This is a genomic window from Streptomyces yamdrokensis, assembly GCF_053890455.1.
In genome coordinates this window covers 6514164-6532727 of sequence record NZ_CM132679.1, presented here as the reverse complement: position 1 = coordinate 6532727, position 18564 = coordinate 6514164, and the positions used below count along the sequence as shown (strand labels likewise).

16 protein-coding genes are annotated in these 18564 nt (G+C 73.7%); 6 read left to right on the top strand and 10 right to left on the bottom strand.

What is annotated here, in order from left to right:
• Positions 1–2 precede the first annotated feature (2 nt).
• A complete protein-coding gene (locus ACWZEH_RS28865) occupies positions 3–533 on the bottom strand; it encodes a (2Fe-2S)-binding protein (RefSeq protein WP_456194000.1) in 531 nt (176 codons plus the stop codon).
• The gene (locus ACWZEH_RS28860; RefSeq protein ID WP_456193999.1) at positions 533–1423 is read right to left on the bottom strand and encodes an FAD binding domain-containing protein; all 891 of its coding nucleotides are present in this window, start codon (positions 1421–1423) and stop codon (positions 533–535) included. Before ACWZEH_RS28860 ends, ACWZEH_RS28865 begins: the two co-directional genes overlap by 1 nt.
• A 407-nt stretch (positions 1424–1830) precedes the next feature.
• Between ACWZEH_RS28860 and ACWZEH_RS28855 the strand changes: the two genes are divergently transcribed.
• On the top strand, positions 1831–3570 hold the full coding sequence (locus tag ACWZEH_RS28855) for a PucR family transcriptional regulator (RefSeq protein ID WP_456193998.1): 1740 nt from the start codon (positions 1831–1833) through the stop codon (positions 3568–3570).
• A 236-nt stretch (positions 3571–3806) separates the two neighbouring features.
• Positions 3807–4574, top strand: a complete 768-nt coding sequence (locus ACWZEH_RS28850; RefSeq protein ID WP_456193997.1) for a hypothetical protein — start codon at positions 3807–3809, stop codon at positions 4572–4574.
• A 53-nt stretch (positions 4575–4627) separates the two neighbouring features.
• Here the strand turns inward: ACWZEH_RS28850 and ACWZEH_RS28845 are convergent, their stop codons facing one another.
• A complete protein-coding gene (locus ACWZEH_RS28845; protein WP_456193996.1) occupies positions 4628–5485 on the bottom strand; it encodes a GntR family transcriptional regulator in 858 nt (285 codons plus the stop codon).
• Between the two features lie 179 nt (positions 5486–5664).
• Here ACWZEH_RS28845 and ACWZEH_RS28840 point away from each other — a divergent pair, with 179 nt between their 5' ends.
• Positions 5665–6579, top strand: coding sequence for a (2Fe-2S)-binding protein (locus ACWZEH_RS28840; protein WP_456193995.1), 915 nt, complete (start codon positions 5665–5667; stop codon positions 6577–6579).
• 303 nt (positions 6580–6882) lie between these two features.
• Complete coding sequence (locus tag ACWZEH_RS28835; RefSeq protein WP_456193994.1) at positions 6883–7926, top strand: DUF2637 domain-containing protein; 1044 nt, start codon at positions 6883–6885, stop codon at positions 7924–7926.
• An 88-nt stretch (positions 7927–8014) separates the two neighbouring features.
• On the opposite strand, the gene ACWZEH_RS28830 is transcribed toward ACWZEH_RS28835, so the two are convergent.
• Positions 8015–8500 (bottom strand): ATP-binding protein, encoded by a 486-nt coding sequence (locus ACWZEH_RS28830; RefSeq protein WP_456193993.1) that lies wholly within the window; start codon positions 8498–8500, stop codon positions 8015–8017.
• Positions 8501–8763: 263 nt separating this feature from the next.
• Entirely contained in the window at positions 8764–9417 is a 654-nt protein-coding gene (locus ACWZEH_RS28825) for a hypothetical protein (protein ID WP_456193992.1), read from the bottom strand.
• A gap of 235 nt (positions 9418–9652) precedes the next feature.
• Between ACWZEH_RS28825 and ACWZEH_RS28820 the strand changes: the two genes are divergently transcribed.
• Positions 9653–11152 carry a helix-turn-helix domain-containing protein gene (locus tag ACWZEH_RS28820; protein WP_456193991.1) on the top strand — a complete coding sequence of 500 codons (1500 nt, stop codon included), beginning with the start codon at positions 9653–9655 and terminating at the stop codon, positions 11150–11152.
• A gap of 7 nt (positions 11153–11159) precedes the next feature.
• Here the strand turns inward: ACWZEH_RS28820 and ACWZEH_RS28815 are convergent, their stop codons facing one another.
• Entirely contained in the window at positions 11160–12902 is a 1743-nt protein-coding gene (locus tag ACWZEH_RS28815) for a pyruvate dehydrogenase (RefSeq protein WP_456193990.1), read from the bottom strand.
• Positions 12903–12978: 76 nt separating this feature from the next.
• Complete coding sequence (locus tag ACWZEH_RS28810; protein WP_456193989.1) at positions 12979–14367, bottom strand: protein phosphatase 2C domain-containing protein; 1389 nt, start codon at positions 14365–14367, stop codon at positions 12979–12981.
• Positions 14368–14553: 186 nt separating this feature from the next.
• Between ACWZEH_RS28810 and ACWZEH_RS28805 the strand changes: the two genes are divergently transcribed.
• Entirely contained in the window at positions 14554–15036 is a 483-nt protein-coding gene (locus ACWZEH_RS28805) for a DUF456 domain-containing protein (protein ID WP_456193988.1), read from the top strand.
• Between the two features lie 27 nt (positions 15037–15063).
• Here ACWZEH_RS28805 and ACWZEH_RS28800 read toward each other — a convergent pair whose 3' ends face one another.
• The 3 genes from ACWZEH_RS28800 to rsgA form a co-directional block, all read right to left on the bottom strand.
• A complete protein-coding gene (locus tag ACWZEH_RS28800) occupies positions 15064–15630 on the bottom strand; it encodes a methylated-DNA--[protein]-cysteine S-methyltransferase (protein WP_456193987.1) in 567 nt (188 codons plus the stop codon).
• On the bottom strand, positions 15627–17030 hold the full coding sequence (locus ACWZEH_RS28795; protein WP_456199884.1) for a bifunctional transcriptional activator/DNA repair enzyme AdaA: 1404 nt from the start codon (positions 17028–17030) through the stop codon (positions 15627–15629). Before ACWZEH_RS28795 ends, ACWZEH_RS28800 begins: the two co-directional genes overlap by 4 nt.
• A gap of 135 nt (positions 17031–17165) precedes the next feature.
• Positions 17166–18281 carry a ribosome small subunit-dependent GTPase A gene (gene rsgA, locus ACWZEH_RS28790; protein WP_456193986.1) on the bottom strand — a complete coding sequence of 372 codons (1116 nt, stop codon included), beginning with the start codon at positions 18279–18281 and terminating at the stop codon, positions 17166–17168.
• Positions 18282–18564: the final 283 nt, after the last annotated feature.

The window sequence follows — 18564 nt, the reverse complement described above, 5'->3', positions numbered from 1 at the left end:
GCTCAGGCCCTCTCGGACTGGCGGGCGGCCGCGAGGCGGACCGCGTCCATGATCTTCTCGTAGCCCGTGCAGCGGCACAGGTTGCCCGAGAGGGCCTCGCGGATGTCGGCGTCGCTCGGGCTGGGGTTGTGCTCCAGCATCTCGTCGGCGGCGACCAGCAGGCCCGGGGTGCAGAAGCCGCACTGGACGGCACCGGCGTCGATGAACGCCTGCTGGATCGGGGCGAGTGCGCTGCCCTCGACGGCACCGCTCCCGGCGCCGTCCTGCGCACCGCGGGGGCGCTGCCGGGCGAGGTCGGCCAGCCCTTCGACCGTGACGATCTCGCGCCCCTCGGCCTGGCCGGCGGCGACGAGACAGGAGCAGACCGGGACGCCGTCGAGGCGCACCGTGCAGGAGCCGCACTCGCCCTGTTCGCAGGCGTTCTTGGACCCGGGCAGACCGAGCCGCTCGCGCAGCACGTACAGCAGGGACTCGCCCTCCCACACGTCGTCGGCCTCCTGGGACCGTCCGTTGACCGTGAAGTGGACACGCATTACGCGGCTCCCTCGGTGATACGGCGGGTGTCGCGGTACGACTCCCAGGTCCAGGTCAGCGTGCGGCGGGCCATGACGCCGACGGCGTGCCGGCGGTAGCCCGCGGTGCCGCGGACGTCGTCGATCGGGTTGCAGGCGGCGGAGCAGAGGTCGGCGAACCGCTCGGCCACCGACGGAGGGACGGTCTTCCCGTTGTCCCAGAGGCCGCCCTCGTCGAGCGCCGCGTTCAGGAACTCCTCGGCGGCGGTGGCCCGTACGGGGGTGGGCGCCGCCGACCCGATGCCGGTGCGGACCGTGCGGGTGCCGGGGTGCAGGGCCAGGCCGAACGCGCACACGGCGATGACCATCGCGTTGCGGGTGCCGACCTTCGAGAACTGCTGCGGTCCGTCGGCCCTCTTGATGTGGACGGCGCGGATCAGCTCGTCGGGCGCCAGCGCGTTGCGCTTCACGCCGGTGTAGAACGCGTCGATCGGGATGCGGCGGGACCCGCGCACCGATACGGCCTCGACCTCGGCTCCGGCGGCGAGCAGCGCCGGGTGGGCGTCGCCGGCCGGGGAGGCGGTGCCGAGGTTGCCGCCGACCCCGCCGCGGTTGCGGATCTGCGGGGAGGCGACGGTGTGGGCGGCGAGGGCGAGGCCCGGCAGTTCGGCCCGCAGGTGTTCCATGACCCTCGTGTACGGGACGGAGGCACCGAGCCGTACGGTGTCCTCGCCGACCTCCCACTCGGTGAGGTCGGCGACGCGGTTGAGGTCCATGAGGTACTCGGGCCTGCGGTGGTCGAAGTTGATCTCGACCATCACGTCGGTGCCACCCGCGATCGGCACGGCGGTGGGGTGCTCGGCCTTCGCGGCGAGCGCCTCCTCCCAGCTGGCGGGGCGAAGGAAGTCCATGACCGGCTCACTTCTTCTTCTCGTGGGTCGTACGGATCGAGCCAATCCGTGTGCGGCGGGCCCGGCTCGTTCATGGGGGATTCACGCGGAGTGGGCTCAGTACACCGCCCGCTGCTCCACCCGGGTCAGTCACGAAAGGCATGAAGGAGTTGCCTGGCCAGCGGGGGCATCTTGTAGATTCATATGAAAGAAGACCTCGGCAACCTCCTTGTTTTCCTCCGGAAACAACGGACACGGAAAAGACGGAGTACACAGTCCGGGGGACGGCCGACCGTGCCGGATCGGCCACTCCCCCGGGCGCTGTGGGAAAGGCCCTTCGCGGACCTTCCACGGCCTCCGGGCGGGGCCCTCCACAGGCCCATCGTAGACATCGGTACACATCGAGACAGGGAACGGCGGCGACGAGAATGCGGCTGCGCGCACTGCTGGAGACCGACGCGCTGGGGCTCGCGCTGCTCTGCGGCGAGGACGAGCTGGACCGCACCGTGCACGGGGTGATGACCACCGACCTGAGGGACCCCAGCCGCTATCTCTCCGGCGGGGAACTCGTGCTCTCCGGCCTGGCCTGGCGCCGGGACGCCGCCGACTCCGAGCCGTTCGTACGGCGTCTGGTGCAGGCGGGGGTCGTCGCCCTGGCGGCCGGTGAGGCGGAGCTGGGCACCGTCCCAAAGGACCTGGTCGTGGCCTGTGCGCGGCACCGGCTGCCGCTGTTCGCGGTGCACGAGTCGGTGGCCTTCGCGACGGTCACCGAGCATGTCGTACGGCAGGTGTCCGGCGAGCGGGCAGGGGACCTCGCGGCCGTGGTGGACCGGCACCGGCGGCTGATGACGTCGGGCCCGGCGGGCGGCGGCCCGGACGTGGTGCTCGACCTGCTCGGCACCGACCTGGACCTGCGGGCGTGGGTGCTCTCGCCGACCGGGCGGCTGATCGCCGCTTCGAAGGCGGGACCACGGCTGCCCGACGACGTGTGCGTGCGGCTCGCGGCCGAACAGCTGGCGGCCGCCCGCGACGGCCGCCCTGGACCGCACCGGGTGACCCTGGACGACCGGACGACGTACAGCCTCTTCCCGGTGCGCGGCGGCGGGCCCACGGGCCGGGCGGCGGCCGCCCCGCAGGCCGCGCAGCCCGCGCCCGGCGGGCAGGGCGCACCGGCTTCCCCAAAGGTGCGGGACGGCAGGGAGACGGTGCTGTCGGACTGGCTGCTGGTGGTCGAGGCGGACGCCGGGGACTGGGCCGAGGAGCGGCTGGACCTGCTGCACGGGGTCACCCAGCTGATCTCGGTCGAGCGGGACCGCCGGAACGCGGCGCGCACGGTACGGCGCCGGCTCGCGCGGGAGGTGCTGGAGCTGGTGCAGGCGGGCGCGGCGCCGGCCGAGGTCGCGGCCCGGCTGCGGGTGGCGGCGCCGGTGCTGGTGCCCGGTCCCGGGGCCGCGCCGCACTGGCAGGTGGTCGTCGCGCGGGTCGACTGGGACGGCGGCGGGTCCGGGGGCGGGGCGGCGGCGCAGGCGCTGCTCGAGGAGATCCTGGTCGACCCGGCGTCGACGGGGCCCGAGCACTCCGACCGGATCGCGGTGGCGCACACCGGGGACGAGGCGGTCGCGCTCGTCCCGCTGCCCGCGGTGGCGGGCGAGCACGAGGGTGCCGACGGGCGGGGACTTCTCGCCGACTCCCTGCTGGAGTCCGTACGGGAGCCGCTGACGGCCGGTCTGGACGGCGACGGGCGGCTCACCCTCGGGGTCAGCGCGGCCGTGCACTCGGCGGAAGGGCTGCGCGGGGCCCTGGAGGAGGCGCGGCACGCTCGGCGCGTGGCCGCGGCACGGCCGGGCCGGGTCTGCGCGGCCGGTCACCACGAGCTGGCCTCGCACGTCCTGCTGCTCCCGTTCGTCCCCGACGACGTACGGCGGGCCTTCACCGCCCGTCTCCTGGACCCGCTGCGGGACTACGACCGGCGCCACCGCGCCGAACTGATCCCCACCCTGGAGGCCTTCTTGGACTGCGACGGCTCCTGGACCCGCTGCGCCGCCCGGTTGCACCTGCACGTCAACACGCTGCGGTACCGGGTGGGGCGCGTCGAGCAGCTGACGGGCCGTGACCTGTCCCGACTGGAGGACAAGCTGGACTTCTTCCTGGCCCTGCGCATGAGCTGACGGCCCGGCGGCCGTCCGGCGTTCGCGTGGTGGGGGGGGTGGCGCGTGAGGAGGGCGTGCGCCGGTGGGGAATCGCGGGCGCCGTCGGGCAGTCCACCGTTCGGGCCCGTTGATCCACGACTTTGTGAAATCCTTCACCCACCCTCTTGGCCCGGCCCCGTTGTTCGTGCTGAGATGCGGCCACCACTCAACAGCTCGATGGCGTGCTCGGGGAGGGCAACGTGGCGCACACCGCCATGTCTGGTAACGGAACGACCGCTGGTGACGATCCCCTCCAGACCGCGGTATGGCGGTTGCGCTCACGCGCCTGCTGGGCCGACGCCGCCGCCCTGCTCACCCCGGACACCCCGGCAGCGTCGCTGCAGCGGTCGTCTCTCCTGGTGGAGCGGTGCCTGTACACGGAGACGGGCTGGGGCGAGGCCGAGGACGCGCTGCGGACGGCCGAGGCGCTGGCCGACACCGACGACGAACGGGGCGCCGCCGCTTGTGAACGCGGGTACCTGGCCTACGCCGCCACCCTGCTCGCGGTGCGCGACCGGGCCGACGAGGCGCGGGCCGCGCTCGGGCGTGCGGCGGCGCTGATCCCTCCGGGAGCCCCGGCACGGGCGCTGCTGGACTTCCGGCGCGGACTGATCGCCGAGAACCTGGCCCGCTCCCCGCAGTCGGCGCGTGCCGCGTACCGCCGCGCCCACGCGGGCGCCACCGCGCACGCCGACCCACTGCTGCTCTCCGGCACCTGGCGTCACCTCGCCGGACTCGCCCTGCGGGAGGGCGAGTTGGCGGAGGCGCGGCACGGCTTCGCCGAATCGCTGCGGATCCGCGAGGAGTTGGGCTACCTGGTCGGCACGGCCCCGGCCCTGGTCTCCCTCGCCGACACGGAGACCGAGCCGGAGGCGTCCCGTCTGCGCGAGGAGGCCCGCCGGCTGCTGCGCCTGCTCGGCGGCGTCCCCACCTGGCTGTCCCGCCAGCTGGCCCCACCGGCCCCGGGAGCGGCGACGGCGTAGGAACGCCCGCGGCTGCGGTGCCGCGTGCCGGGACGCGGCGGCGCCGCCGTGCTTCAGACCGCGCCGGTGAAGTGCTCCCCCACCAGTGACCGCACCGCGTCCCGGTCGCCCGCGATCAGCGCGTCCAGCAGGGTCGTGTGCTGGTGGGCGTCGGCCACCAGCCCCGCCCGGCCGAGAGGGCCGGGGGCGGTGCCGGCCAGGGGCCACTGGGCGCGGCGGTGGAGGTCCTCGGCGATGCGGACCAGTTGGTCGTTGCCCGCGAGGGCGAGCACCGCCCGGTGGAAGGCGCGGTCGGACTCGGCGTACGTGGCCCGGCAGCCGGAGGAGGCGGCGCGGACGGTGGCCTCGGCGAGGGGGCGCAGTTCGGCCCAGCGCTCGGCGGGCACCGTACCGGCCAGCCGCAGCACCACCGGGACCTCGATCAGTGCCCGGACCTCGGCCAGTTCGGCGAGCTCCCGGTCGCCCCGCTCGACCACCCTGAAGCCCCGGTTGGGCACGACCTCGACCGCGCCCTCGAGGGTGAGCTGCTGCATGGCTTCCCGGACGGGCGTCGCGGAGACCCCGAACCGCTCGGCCAGCACCGGCGCGGAGTACACCGCGCCGGGCCGCAGGTCGCCCGTCACCAGAGCGGTGCGCAGCGCGGCGAGGATCTGCCCGCGCACGGAGGACCGCTGGACGGGCGTCCGGGGCCGGGGAAGGACGGCGGCCGGTTCCCCGTGGGTGTGCTCACCGCGTACCGCGTCGTTTCGGCCGGGTGCGGCGCCGGCCTCCCCGCCCCGTACGCCGGACCGGTCGGGCACCCCGGCCCGGCCCGCTCCCGTACCTGTACGCGCGTCCACGCCCGTGCCCGCGCCGTCCCGCCCGGCCCCGGTGTCACCCGCCCCCGCGAAGCCCTTGGTGCCCTGCCTCACGGGGTCCTCCTCGGGACGTTTCGGTACTTGAGGTCATTACGGCGGCTTGTCAGTCGCTCGTCAAGCACCATACGGGCACGGGCCCCCCGGTTCACATCTCGACGATCTTGGGTAAGGTGAGCCTTACCTTTATCGGCCCGGCGTCGGGCCGGTTCGGCGACACGTGAAGGGGTGGTCCCATGGCAGCGACCGGTTCGGCCGTCGCGGACGCGTACGCCCGCCTGGCGGAGGCCTTCCCGGCACTCGCCGTCACGGAGCTCGCCACCGACGAGGAAACGCCCCGGGGCGGCGCCTGGGTGTCCGCCGACGCGCTCGCCGAGGGGGACGGCGGCTCCGCCCTGGACGCCTTCCTGTCCTGGGACGACAGTCAGGTACTGCGGGACTACGGGCAGCAGGCCCGCCCCGACGTGGTCGCCAGCTTCGGCCTGCACCGCTACGCCTGGCCCGCCTGTCTGCTGATCACCGTGCCGTGGTTCCTGCACCGCCGCGTGCCCCGTTACCCCGTGACCCACGTCTCCTTCGACCGCGCCGCCGCCGGACTCGCCGTGGGCCGCATGGCCGTACGCCCCGACACGTTCGCCTGCCTTCCGGGCGACCCGGCGGCCGCGCTGCCCGGCGCCCGCGTGGTTTCGGACGAGGAGGCCCTGCGGGCCGAGGTGCGCGCCGCCGTCGCCGAGCACCTCGGGCCCGTCCTGACGGGCTTCGGTCCGAGGATGCGCCGGCGCGGCCGCGCCCTGTGGGGCATGGCGACCGACGAGATCGTGGAGAGCCTGCGGTACATCGGACAGTTGCTCGGCGAGGAGGAGCGGGCCCTGCGGGAGCTGGAACTGCTGCTGCCCGGCGCCACCAGGCCGTATGTCGGCGCGGCGGGTTTCCGCCCGGCCACCGGGCCCGACGGCGAGGCCACGCACACCCGGGACCGGATCAGCTGCTGCATGTTCTACACCCTGCGCCCCGACGACGTCTGCGCCACCTGCCCGCGCACCTGCGGCACCGGAAGGCCGAAGGGAGGGGCGGGCGAGGAGGCGGCCACCGGCAAGGTCATCAGCATGCCCACCGAGGAGGTCCTCACGCCGGTGGCGAAGGCGAGTTGACGTCGCGCCACCCGTCGGACCGTCCGCCCGCCCGCTGAATCCGTCCGGCTCCGCACCGCCACGAAGCCCACAGGGCCTTCACGGTCCCCCGCCCGTCGCGAGGCGTATCCACGGAACCACCCGTACGGGCAGTCTCATTCGAACCCGACTCCCGCTCCTCACGCGTCAGTTCGAGCAGAACGCCGCCCCGGTCACCCCCTCGCACTTCAATGGCGGCCACTTGCCCCGAAATCCCCGGAGGAACGGCGGGATTGGGCCACTATGGCGGGCGTTACGCCCCATCCCAATGCGAGGGACCCCTAGATGAGACTGACCGACATATCGCTGAATTGGCTGCTTCCGGGCGCCGTGCTGCTCCTGGGCATGCTGGCGGCGGTGGCGGTGCTCGCGCGCGGCAAGCGCTCCTCGGTCAAGGACACGAGCGCGGACGACTCGTGGGAGCGCAGCGAGGAGCGCCGCAGGCGCAAGGAGGCTCTGTACGGCACCGTCTCCTACCTCCTGCTGTTCTGCTGTGCCGCGGTGGCGGCCGCGCTCTCCTTCCACGGTCTGGTCGGCTTCGGCGAGCAGAACCTCGGCCTGTCCGGCGGCTGGCAGTACCTCGTGCCCTTCGGTCTGGACGGCGCGGCGATGTTCTGCTCGGTGCTCGCCGTGCGCGAGGCCAGCCACGGTGACGCGGCGCTCGGCTCCCGCATACTCGTGTGGACCTTCGCGTTCGCCGCGGCCTGGTTCAACTGGGTGCACGCTCCCCGGGGCGTGGGGCACGCGGGCGCTCCGCACTTCTTCGCGGGCATGTCCCTGTCGGCGGCCGTGCTGTTCGACCGCGCGCTGAAGCAGACCCGCCGGGCCGCCCTGCGTGAACAGGGCCTGGTACCGCGTCCGTTGCCGCAGATCCGCATCGTCCGCTGGCTGCGGGCTCCCCGGGAGACGTACCGCGCCTGGTCCCTGATGCTGCTGGAGGGCGTACGCAGCCTCGACGAGGCGGTCGAGGAGGTCCGCGAGGACCAGCGCCAGAAGGGCGAGACGCGCCGGCGCCGACGCGACCAGGAGCGGGTGGAGCGGGCGCGGCTGAAGGCCATCAGCCGGGGCCACCGCGCTCTCGTGGGCGGCGGTGGCCACCCCATGGAGGCCCCGACGGTGGAACGGGCGGACGACGTGACGACCAAGGAGCCCGCCATAGTGGCGCCGGAGACCGTCCGGCCCGTGCGCTCGCGTCCGTCCCTGCAGCCGGTACGCGGTGGTTCCGATCCGATGACCGTCGACCTCACCGCGGAGGACGACACCCAGGCACTGCCGCGTCTGGACTCCCTCGAGCGCAAGCTCAAGGACCTGGAGCAGCAGTTCGGCTGACGAGGGCGGGACGGGACGGGGCACTCGACGGGACGGAGTACGGCCGCACGGGCCGTACTCCGTCCCGTCGAGTGCGCCGGTGCCGGTGTCAGGCAACGTCCGCTTCGAGTTCGAACCAGACCGCCTTGCCCACCCCGTGCGCCCTGATCCCCCACGCGTCGGCGAGGGACTCGACCAGGACCAGTCCACGGCCGTGCGTACCGTCGTCGGCGGCCGGTACCCGCGGCCGGGGTTCGTGGTCCACGAAGTCCCGTACCTCGACCCGTAATCCACGGGGTCCGACGGTGGCCGTCAGGACCGCCGCCCGGTCGGTGTGGATCAGCGCGTTGGTGACGAGCTCGGTGGTGAGGAGCTCCGCCGTCTCCGACTGTCCGGGCCTTCCCCAGTGCCTGAGCATGTGTCGTAGGTCGTGACGGGACCCGGGCACCGCCCGCAGGTCCGCCCGCCCCAGCCGACGTTGCAGCCTGGCCGCCGCCGGTACCTGCTCCGCGTCCTCGTCGGCCGTTCCGTCCACGGTCGTCACCGAGCCGGTCCCGGCCACCCCGGGACGACCCCCTTGTGCCTGCCTTCTCATGGCCCCCGCCCACGTTCCGGTGTCGATTCCCCCTGCGGCTCGAACACGTCCAGGGGAATCCATGCCCTGTCACCCACGCGGCAGTCATGCGGCGGTCGTAAGGCGTCCTCAAGGCCGGAGATTGGCCGAACTTCAACGGCCACACACATGTGCGGGGCCGTCCTCCCGACCCCCGTGGCGAGAGGACGACCCCGGGTTCGCGGTGGTCGTGCGGTCCGTTGCGGACCATGCCCTTGCGGACAGTTCCCTTCCTGGCGTCAGTGTCAGTACAGCCTGTTGACTGCCTTGGCCGTCGTCTTCCTGAAGGCGGCCACCGGGGCGTCGCCGAAGTCGCCCAGCTGCCCCCAGCTCACGACGGTGACCGTCCTGCCGTCGCGTCCCACCGACAGCAGGTGGATGTCGGTGGCACCCCAGGATGCGTTGGTGTGCAGCCCGTGGACCTGCGCGCCCTCCTCGACCGGCAGCGAGCCGTAGTACCGGCCCTCGGCCTCGATCTCCGGGTCGGACTGCTCGATGCGGTCCGCGCAGGAACGGATCTTCTTGTCGACCAGGGCGGCCAGCGCCTTGCCCTTGGCGGCCGAGCCCGTCACGACCGTGGCCTGCACGGCACCGGTGTCCAGTTCGGTGTGGAAGACCCGGTGCCGGTAGTCGTAGGCCGGAATGCCGTCCTCGCCCAGACAGTGGGCGAGCTCGACCGGGAAGCCGTCGGTGACGGGCCCCGCCGTCCACTCGGACGACGGGTGCGGCGGAAGCTGGGACGCCGCGAGGAACTTGGGTGTGGCGGCCTCCGCCCGCCGTTCCTTCGGCGCCACGTCCGTGGCCGGCGCGGCTCCGGCCGGCCCGGTGAGCGACGTGACGGCGGCGAGTGCGACGAGGGTGATGACGGAGAGCGCGGCGGCCCGGGTGCGCATGGGCATGGGTGTCCCCCGTGAGGAGTGCGTGGTTGGATGCGAGTGCTGCCAGGATGGCCCGGACGGTCCGTCCGGTGGCCCTCGGGGCGACACCAAGAGCATCCGCCGTCCCGGGAGGCAGGCGCAAGCGCCGGCGGCCGTTCCCGGGGGCATGGAACCATCCCAGCCCCTCTGACGTGCAGGTGTATGAGGTGCCTGGGATGCCGTCCCGGGCCCGTCCGGCCCAACGAGTGTGCGCGGGGTGAAGGTGTCGACACAGGACGACGTGGCCGAGTTCGCGGCTCGGCTGCGGGAACTGAAGGAACGTACGGACCGCAGTTACGGCTCACTGGCCCGCCGCCTGAACATGAACACCTCGACGTTGCACCGCTACTGCGCGGGCGAGGCGGTCCCCCTCGACTTCGCTCCGGTGGAACGCTTCGCCGCCCTGTGCGGGGCCTCGGGCGCGGAACGCCTGGACCTCCACCGCCACTGGCTCCTGGCCGTCGCGGCACGGCAACGACCGCGGGCGGGAGAGACGGTGGCGGCGGCCGTGGACGCTCCGTCTGCCACCTCGGCTCCGATCACCGAGCCCGCGGACAGCCGTCCCGCGGAGACGGTCGGTGGCGACGGGGCCGTTGCCGGGACCCACCACGACACCGACGCGGACACCGCTTCCGGGGTCGCCCCCGGCGCCGATCGACCGCCCCCGGACGCGGGCGTCGTCATCGGTCCGCACCCCCCGGCCGGCCGTCCCCTCCCCCGCCCCTGGTACCGGCGCAAGCGCGTCGCGGGTGCCCTGGCCGTCGCGTGCGCGTTACTCGCCGCCGTGGGCACGCTGGCCGCGCTGCCGGACGGCCACCGTTCCTCCCCCGACGACACCTCCCGGGCCACCGCCGACCCCGTACCGACTGGCTTCGTGGACCCCACGGCGCCGGGCCTGCGCGCCTCGTCTCCGCCCGCCTCCGCGTCCGGCTCGTCCGGACGCCCAAAGCCCTCACCGGACGGCTCCGGAACCGGGCGCGGGCCGTTTGGCCCGGCCGCTCCCGGCGGCACCTCCGGGAGTTCCGCGGGGAGCGCCTCGGACGGCTCCCCGGGCGGTTCCTCCAGCGGCTCGTCCGAGGACTCCTCCGCGCCCGCCGGTACGCCTCTCGCCTGGACCGTGGATTCCCAGGCATGGGCGCACGGCTGCGGTCACGACTACGTCGTCGCCAAGCCGCCCGCCCAGGTGCCGCCGCCCCCGGTCCCGCAGGACGCCGGCACCTGGGCGGCCACGCAGGCTGCGGTGCACGGGGGCGAGACGATCGTGAAACTGTCCGTACAGGGGACGTCGGACACGGCGGTCGTCCTCACGGCGCTGCGGGTCCGGGTGACCGGCCGCACCGACCCCGCTCCGGGCAACGCGTACGCCATGGACCAGGGCTGCGGCGGCGCCCTCACCCCGCGGTACTTCGCGGTGGACCTGGACAAGGACCGGCCGATCGCCCGCGCGGTCGCCGGGAACGACGCCGGTACGCCGATCCCGGCGGTCCGTATGCCCTACCGGGTCTCCGCGAAGGACCCGGAGGTACTGGAGGTGACCGCCACGGCCGCGGGCTGCGACTGCCGCTGGTACCTGGAGCTGGACTGGTCCTCGGGGGGCCGCTCCGGCACCGTCCGGATCGACGACGGCGGCCGTCCGTTCCGCACCAGCGGCATCGAGGGCCTGCCCCGCTACGAGTACGACACCTCCAACCGCCGCTGGGCACCCCGAACGGGCTGAACGCCCCCTACGGACGGGGCACGTTGCGCAGGTTGGAACGCGCCATCTGGAGCATCCGGCCGACCCCGCCGTCCAGCACCATCTTCGACGCGGACAGCGCGAAGCCGGTCACCATCTCGGCCTTGATCTTCGGCGGGATGGACAGCGCGTTGGGGTCGGTGACGACGTCGACGAGGGCCGGCCCCTTGTGCTCGAACGCGGACCTGAGCGCCCCGGCGAGGTCCTTCGGCTTCTCCACCCGCACCCCGTACGCGCCGCACGCGCGGGCGACGGCGGCGAAGTCCGGGTTCTTGGTGGCGGTGCCGTGCGAGGGCAGTCCGGCGACCAGCATCTCCAACTCGACCATGCTGAGCGAGGAGTTGTTGAAGACGACGACCTTCACCGGCAGGTCGTACTGGACGAGGGTGAGGAAGTCCCCCATGAGCATGGCGAATCCGCCGTCGCCGGACATCGACACGACCTGCCGGCCCTGGTCGACGAACTGTGCCCCGATCGCCATCGGCAGTGCGTTCGCCATCGAACCGTGCGAGAACGAACCGATGACCCGGCGGCGGCCGTTGGGCGAGATGTAGCGGGCCGCCCAGACGTTGCACATCCCTGTGTCGACGGTGAACACCGCGTCTTCGTCGGCGAGTTCGTCCAGGAGGGAGGCCACGTACTCGGGGTGGACCGGCACGTGCTTCTCCACCTTGCGCGTGTACGCCTTCACCACCCCCTCCAGCGCGTCCGCGTGCTTCTTCAGCATCCGGTCGAGGAACCTGCGGTCGTCCTTGCCCTTGATCCTCGGGGTCAGACAGCGCAGCGTCTCCCGCACGTCGCCCCACACCGCGAGGTCCAGCTTCGAGCGCCGGCCGAGGTGCTCGGGCCGCACGTCGACCTGGACGATCTTCACGTCGTCGGGGAGGAAGGCGTTGTACGGGAAGTCGGTGCCGAGCAGGATCAGCAGGTCGCACTCGTGGGTGGCCTCGTAGGCGGCGCCGTATCCGAGCAGCCCGCTCATGCCGACGTCGTACGGGTTGTCGTACTGGATCCATTCCTTGCCCCGCAGGGCGTGCCCGACCGGAGACTTGATCTTCTGGGCGAATTCCATGACCTCGGCGTGCGCGCCCTGGGTGCCGCTGCCGCAGAAGAGGGTGACCTTTCCGGCGGAGTCGATCATGTCGATCAGGCGGTCGATCTCGGCGTCGCCGGGGCGGACCGAGGGGCGGGAGGTGACCAGGGCGCTCTCGACGGCCTTGTCGGGGGCCGGCTGGTCGGCGATGTCGCCGGGGAGGGTGACGACGCTGACGCCGGAGCGGCCGACCGCGTTCTGGATCGCGGTCTGGAGCAGCCGGGGCATCTGCTGGGGGTTGGAGATCATCTCGCTGTAGTGGCTGCACTCGCGGAACAGCTGGTCGGGATGGGTCTCCTGGAAGTAGCCGAGGCCGATCTCGCTGGACGGGATGTGCGAGGCGAGGGCGAGGACCGGGGCCATGGACCGGTGGGCGTCGTACAGCCCGTTGATGAGGTGGAGGTTGCCGGGCCCGCAGGAGCCGGCGCAGGCGGCGAGACTGCCGGTGATCTGCGCCTCCGCACTGGCGGCGAAGGCGGCGGTCTCCTCGTGCCGGACGTGGACCCAGTCGATGGCGGGGTTGCGGCGCACGGCGTCGACGACGGGGTTGAGGCTGTCGCCGACGACGCCGTAGAGGCGTTTGACTCCCGCGCGGGTCAGGATGTCGACGAACTGTTCCGCGATGTTCTGTTTGGCCATGGTTCCCAGGTGCCCCTTCGGTGTCCGTGAATCCCCGGATCTCCGTTCGGGTTCCATGGAGTCACACCCGGTGGGTTCACGCCTCCCAGACGGCGGCGGCCGTACGGTCGTCCGCGTATCCCTTGACCCGTACCTGGGTGTCGGCGAGGAACGCGGCGAGGCCCGGCGGCCCGGGGCGGGACCACCGCGTGGCCAGGTGGGCGCGGAGTTCCTCCTCGCCGCGCAGCGGGTCGGCGAGGCCGGGACCGCACAGCAGGAGGGTGTCACCCTCGCGGGCGACGGACGTACGGAAACGGAAGGGCTCGCGCAAAGGGCCGGGGGCGGGCTCGTACGGGCTCGGGGGTGTCGGTATGCCGAGGTCCATGGTGAGCCGGTCGCCCTCGGGGGTCTCGGAGGGCGGCGAGCCGAAGCCGAGCACGGCCCCGCCCCGGGCCTCGGTCGCCTCCGGTTCGATGTCCTGCCACGCCCCGCCCCGCAGCCGGAACAGTCCGCCGTCGCCGACGCCGAAGAAGACGCGGGTCCGGCAGTCGGGGTCGGCGGGCAGCAGCAGGCAGCGCAGGGTGGCCGCGTACGCCTCGGGTTCGAGGCCCTGCTCGGCGGCGCCCGCGCGGAGCCTGCCGAGGGTGCGGTCGGTGAGGCGGTGCAGCCCCGACTTGAGGTCGCCGCGCCGGCCTGCCCCGATGTCCTCTGCCAGGCGGGCGTGGCTGAGGCCCACCGCCTTGCCGATCCACCGACAGGCCTCGGCGGCCGCGCGATGCGCACCGGGGGTGCCCCGTACGCCGGTGGCGATCGCCACCAGCACCAGGGCCCGGTCCCCGCTGCCGAACCGGGCGGTCAGCAGGGCCTCCCGCCGCAGTTCGCCCCGGTACCGCGCCGAGTCACCGCGTACGGAGGCGGCCCGCAGGGTGCAGGCCCCGTACCGGGCGCCGTCGAGCACGGTGTCCGGGACCAGGTCGTCCAGTTCGTGGGGGTCGGCGGCGGGCAGCGCGGTGGGCTCGGCGTCGTAGGTGGGCGGCCGGGGGCCCACGTGGCCGCGCGGCGGGAGCGGCGGCTCCACGGGCGGGACGGGGCGAGGGGCCCGGGGTGCGGGGGAAGCGTCGGTGGGGATGGGGCCGGGGGCGGCATCGGGTGGGGCGGGAAAGCCGGTCGCCGGGGTCGTACGGACCAGCGGGGGCCGGGCCGGCGGTGCCCCTTCCGGCGGGCGGAGCGTCCGGCCGCCGGACGGCTGTGTGCCGGACGGGCCCCCTGGGGAGGATCCTCCGCCCACCGGGCCGTCCACCGGGCCGTCCGCCGACCCGTCCACCGGACCGTCCGCCCCCTCGTTCACCGTGCCGGCCGCGGAGTCGAAGCGGTCGTCCAGGGAATCGGGTGCGGGCGCGGAGCCCGTGTCACCGGTGGCACCGTCGTACAACTGCCCCCACCAGTCGTCCTCGTGGCCGGTGGACCAGCCCCCCTGCTCGCTCATACCTTGAATTGTCCACCGCGCGGGCCCGATGAAACCGGAGCACGGGAAATCCGTTCCCGGCGCCGCGCGGCACACGGGACACCGGCCACTCGGGACGCACGGAACACGCTTGTTCGATGTGAGGGGTCGGTGGGGGTCCTTCCCCCCTGGTCTGCGCCGTCGGCCGTCCTCCGGCACCCTGGACAGATGGGAGCGTGGGACCTCCTGCTGACCGGACTGGTGATCCTGCTCGGTCTGTGCGGAGTACTGCTGCCCGGGGTGCCGGGGTCGTGGCTGGTGTGGGCCGCGATCATGTGGTGGGCGCTGAAGGACCCGCGGCCCGTGGCGTGGTGGGTGCTCGTCGGCGCGACGGTCGTCCTGGTCCTGTCCCAGGTGGTCCGCTGGACCCTGCCGCCCCGGCGGCTCCGGGACGGCGGCATCGACGGGCGGGTGCTGGCGTACGCGGGTGCGGGGGCGCTCCTGGGTTTCGTCCTGGTACCCGTCCTGGGCGCGGCCCCGGGTTTCGTGACCGGGGTCTACGCCTGTGAGCGGGTCCGTCTGGGCCGCCACGGCGAAGCGGTGACGGCGACGCGTACGGCGATGCGCTCGGGCGGCTGGAGCGTGCTGACCGAACTGTTCACCTGTCTGCTGATCACTGCGGCGTGGCTCGTCACGGTCGTCTGGAGATGACCCGCCGGCCGGTCCACCGGTCCGCGGCTACGGCCGCAGTGCTCCTTCGTGGGTGAGCAGGCGGACCTTGCGGTCCAGGCCGCCCGCGTACCCGGTCAGCGTCCCGTCGGCGCCGATCACCCGGTGGCAGGGGCGCACGATCAGCAGCGGATTCGCGCCGATCGCCCCGCCGACGGCCCGTACGGCGGCCCTGGAGGCGCCGATTCGCGCGGCGATCTCGCCGTACGAGACGGTCGCCCCGTAGGGGACGTCGCCGAGCGCGGCCCAGACCTTCTGCCGGAAGGAGGTGCCGACGGTGTGCAGCGGCAGCCGGAAGTCCTTGAGCTCACCGGCGAAGTACGCGGCGAGCTGCTCCCCGGCCGCACGGAACGGACCCGGATCCTGCCGCCAGGTCGCCCGCACACTGCGCCCGCCCTTCTGCCCGGGCACGGAGAGCGAGGTCAGCGCCCCGTCCGGGCCGGCGGTGAGAAGCAGCTCCCCGAGGGGACTGTCGACGCTGGTCCAGTACGTGTCCGTGCCTGCACCTGTACCGACCAGGCCGTGCACCGTCGTGCTCGTGGTCGCGTTCGTGGTCGTGGTCGTGGTCGTGTTCATGAGTACTCCAACTCCCCTGCCGCACGCAGGTGGTTCAGGGCGTATGAGCGCCAAGGGCGCCAGTTGTCGGGCAGGTCGGAACCGGGCGGGGCCACGTCCGGGTCGCCGAGCGCACGGGTGAGGATCTCGGCGATGGTACGGACGTCCAGGCCCGGAACGCCGGTCAGGGCACCCGCGGCCTCGTCCCGGTCGGCGCCGGGGTCGAGCCGCACGGCGCCGTCGGCGAGGGCGGCGGTGAGCGCGCCCAGGGGGCCTTTGGGTTCGGCGTCGGCGAGGACGGCCGGTTCGGGGAAGAGGTGGGTGAGGGTGCCGCAGGGGGCGTCGAGCGTCTTGCCGTACCGCTGGACCAGCCGTGCGGCCTCGTCGCGGCCCACCAGGGCCCGTACGGCGAGTTCGGCGGGGTCGGCGGTGCCCGGCGAGCGCAGCCCCGGCCGGGCGGCGACCAGCGGGGCGAGCCGTGCGTCGGCGCCGAGCCGTGCGTCGACGGCGTACGGGTCCGCGTCCAGGTCGAACAGGCGGCGCAGCCGCTGTACGGCGGTGCTCAGGTCGCGGAGGTCGGTGAGGTGGATCCGGGCGTCGAGCCAGCCGCCGGGGCGGGCGCCGGAGCCGGTGCGGGCGGCTCCGGGGTGTTCGTCGACGGCGGTGGTGCCGGTGCCGTACGGAAGCCGGAGTGTGCGCCGGTAGGTGCGGGTGCCCGGGGTGCCGGTGACGTCCTCGACGCCCGGGACGGCCTCGCGTTCCAGCAGGTCGAAGACGGGTCCGGGCTGGTACGGGCCGCGGTGGGCGAGGCGCAGGGGGATACCGGCGGTGGGGGTGGCGGTGCGGTGGCCGGCCCGGCCGCCCCGTGGCGCGGCGGCACGCAGTTCACTGGGGGTGGCGGCGTACACGGCCCGGACGGTCTCGTTGAACTGCCGCACGCTGGCGAACCCGGCGGCGAAGGCGATCCCGGTGACCGGGAGCGTGGTGGTCTGGAGGAGCACGCGCGCGGTGTGCGCGCGCTGCGCCCGGGCGAGCGCGACGGGCCCGGCGCCGAGTTCACCGGTGAGCTGGCGCTGCACCTGGCGGGCGCTGTAGCCGAGCCGGGCGGCCAGTCCGGCGACGCCTTCGCGGTCGACGACGCCGTCGGCGATCAGCCGCATGGCCCGGCCCACGACGTCGGCGCGTACGTTCCACTCGGCGGAGCCGGGAACGGCGTCCGGACGGCACCGCCGGCAGGCACGGAACCCGGCGCCCTGCGCGGCGGCGGCGGTCGGGAAGAACCGCACGTTGCGTCGCTTGGGCGTGATCGCGGGGCAGCTGGGACGGCAGTAGATCCCGGTGGTCCCGACGGCGAAGAAGAACGCCCCGTCGAACCGCCCGTCCCGGCTGCGCACCGCCTCGTACCTGCTGTCCTCGTCCATCACGCCGTCCAGTCTCCTCCGGCCGGAGGGCCCCGGCTGGCGGAAATCGGACACGAAGGGCGGAAGGGGGAGCGGCCGCCCGGGCGTCCGCGGACGGCCGCTGCCGGAGCCCGGGCGGGCAACCTGTGACCGGTGTTACCGCCGGCGGCTGTCGCCGCCCCTCTTCGCCTCCATGGCGGCCCTGCCGATCGCCCCCTTCCGCTTCCAGTCCTTGCGGATCTCGGCGCGGAGGCGTGCGTCGGTCTTGGCGACGATGCGCCGGTTCTCGCGGAGCAGCTTGCGGTAGCTCTCGAGGCGGCGTTGTGGGAGGGCGCCGGTCTCGATGGCCTCGAGGACGGCGCAGCCCGGCTCGCTCTCGTGGGCGCAGTCGTGGAAGCGGCAGCCCCCGGCGAACTCCTCGATCTCGGAGAACACCTGGCCGACACCGCTGCCGGCGTCCCAGAGGCCGACGCCCCGCAGGCCCGGGGTGTCGATGAGGACGCCCCCGCCGGGCAGGGCAAGCAGGTTGCGGGTGGTGGTGGTGTGCCGGCCCTTGCCGTCGACGTCACGGGTGGCCCGTACGTCCATCACGTCCTCGCCGAGGAGCGCGTTGGCGAGGGTGGACTTCCCGGCGCCGGACTGGCCGATCAGGACGGACGTACCCCCGGCGGCGACGGCGGTGAGAACGTCGAGCCCCTCCCCGCCCTGCGCGCTGACGGCGAGTACCGGCACGCCGGGCGCGCTGGTCTCCACGTCCTGGACCAGGTGCGCCAGCGTCACCGCGTCCGGCACGAGGTCGGCCTTGGTGAGCACGACCACCGGCTGAGCCCCGGACTCCCAGGCGAGCGCGAGAAACCGCTCGATCCGGGCCAGGTCCAGCTCGACGGCGAGCGAGACGGCGATGACGGCGTGGTCCACGTTGGCGGCGAGGATCTGTCCCTCGGACCGCTTGGACGAGGTGGACCGCACGAAGGCGGTACGCCGCGGAAGGCAGGCCCGCACATACCTCGGCGTGCCCCCGTCCGGGTCGACGGCGGCCCAGTCCCCGGTGCACACGACCCGCAGGGGGTCGTGCGGAGTGACGAACGCGGTGTCGGCCCGCACGGTCCCGTCACCGGTGACGACATCGCACTGCCCACGGTCGACCCGCACCACACGGCCGGGCAGCAGCCCCTGCGCGCCGTACGAGGAGAACGCGGCCTCCCACCCCTCGTCCCAGCCGAGGGGAGCGAGAGGATGCGGGGAAGCGGACGGAGAAGAGGAGAGGTTCAAGGGAAACCCTTCGAAGGGCGGCCCCGGCACCGCGCATCACAGGCGCGGCAGAAGAAGAGGTGTCAGCCGAGGGCCACGGAGGTGGGATGAACGAACGTCCGGATGCAGACAGCACCCATCGCGGAGACAGCCATCGGTCACACCTCCCTTTCGGCACACACGCACCAACGACAGCAGCGGCCAACGGCCCTGCTCACTTCCGCGCCCAGAGTAGAGCGCCGGTCAGCCGGGCAGCCACCCTTTTTCCGTGCCCGCCGCACCGCGCCATCCGGTACGGGCGCCT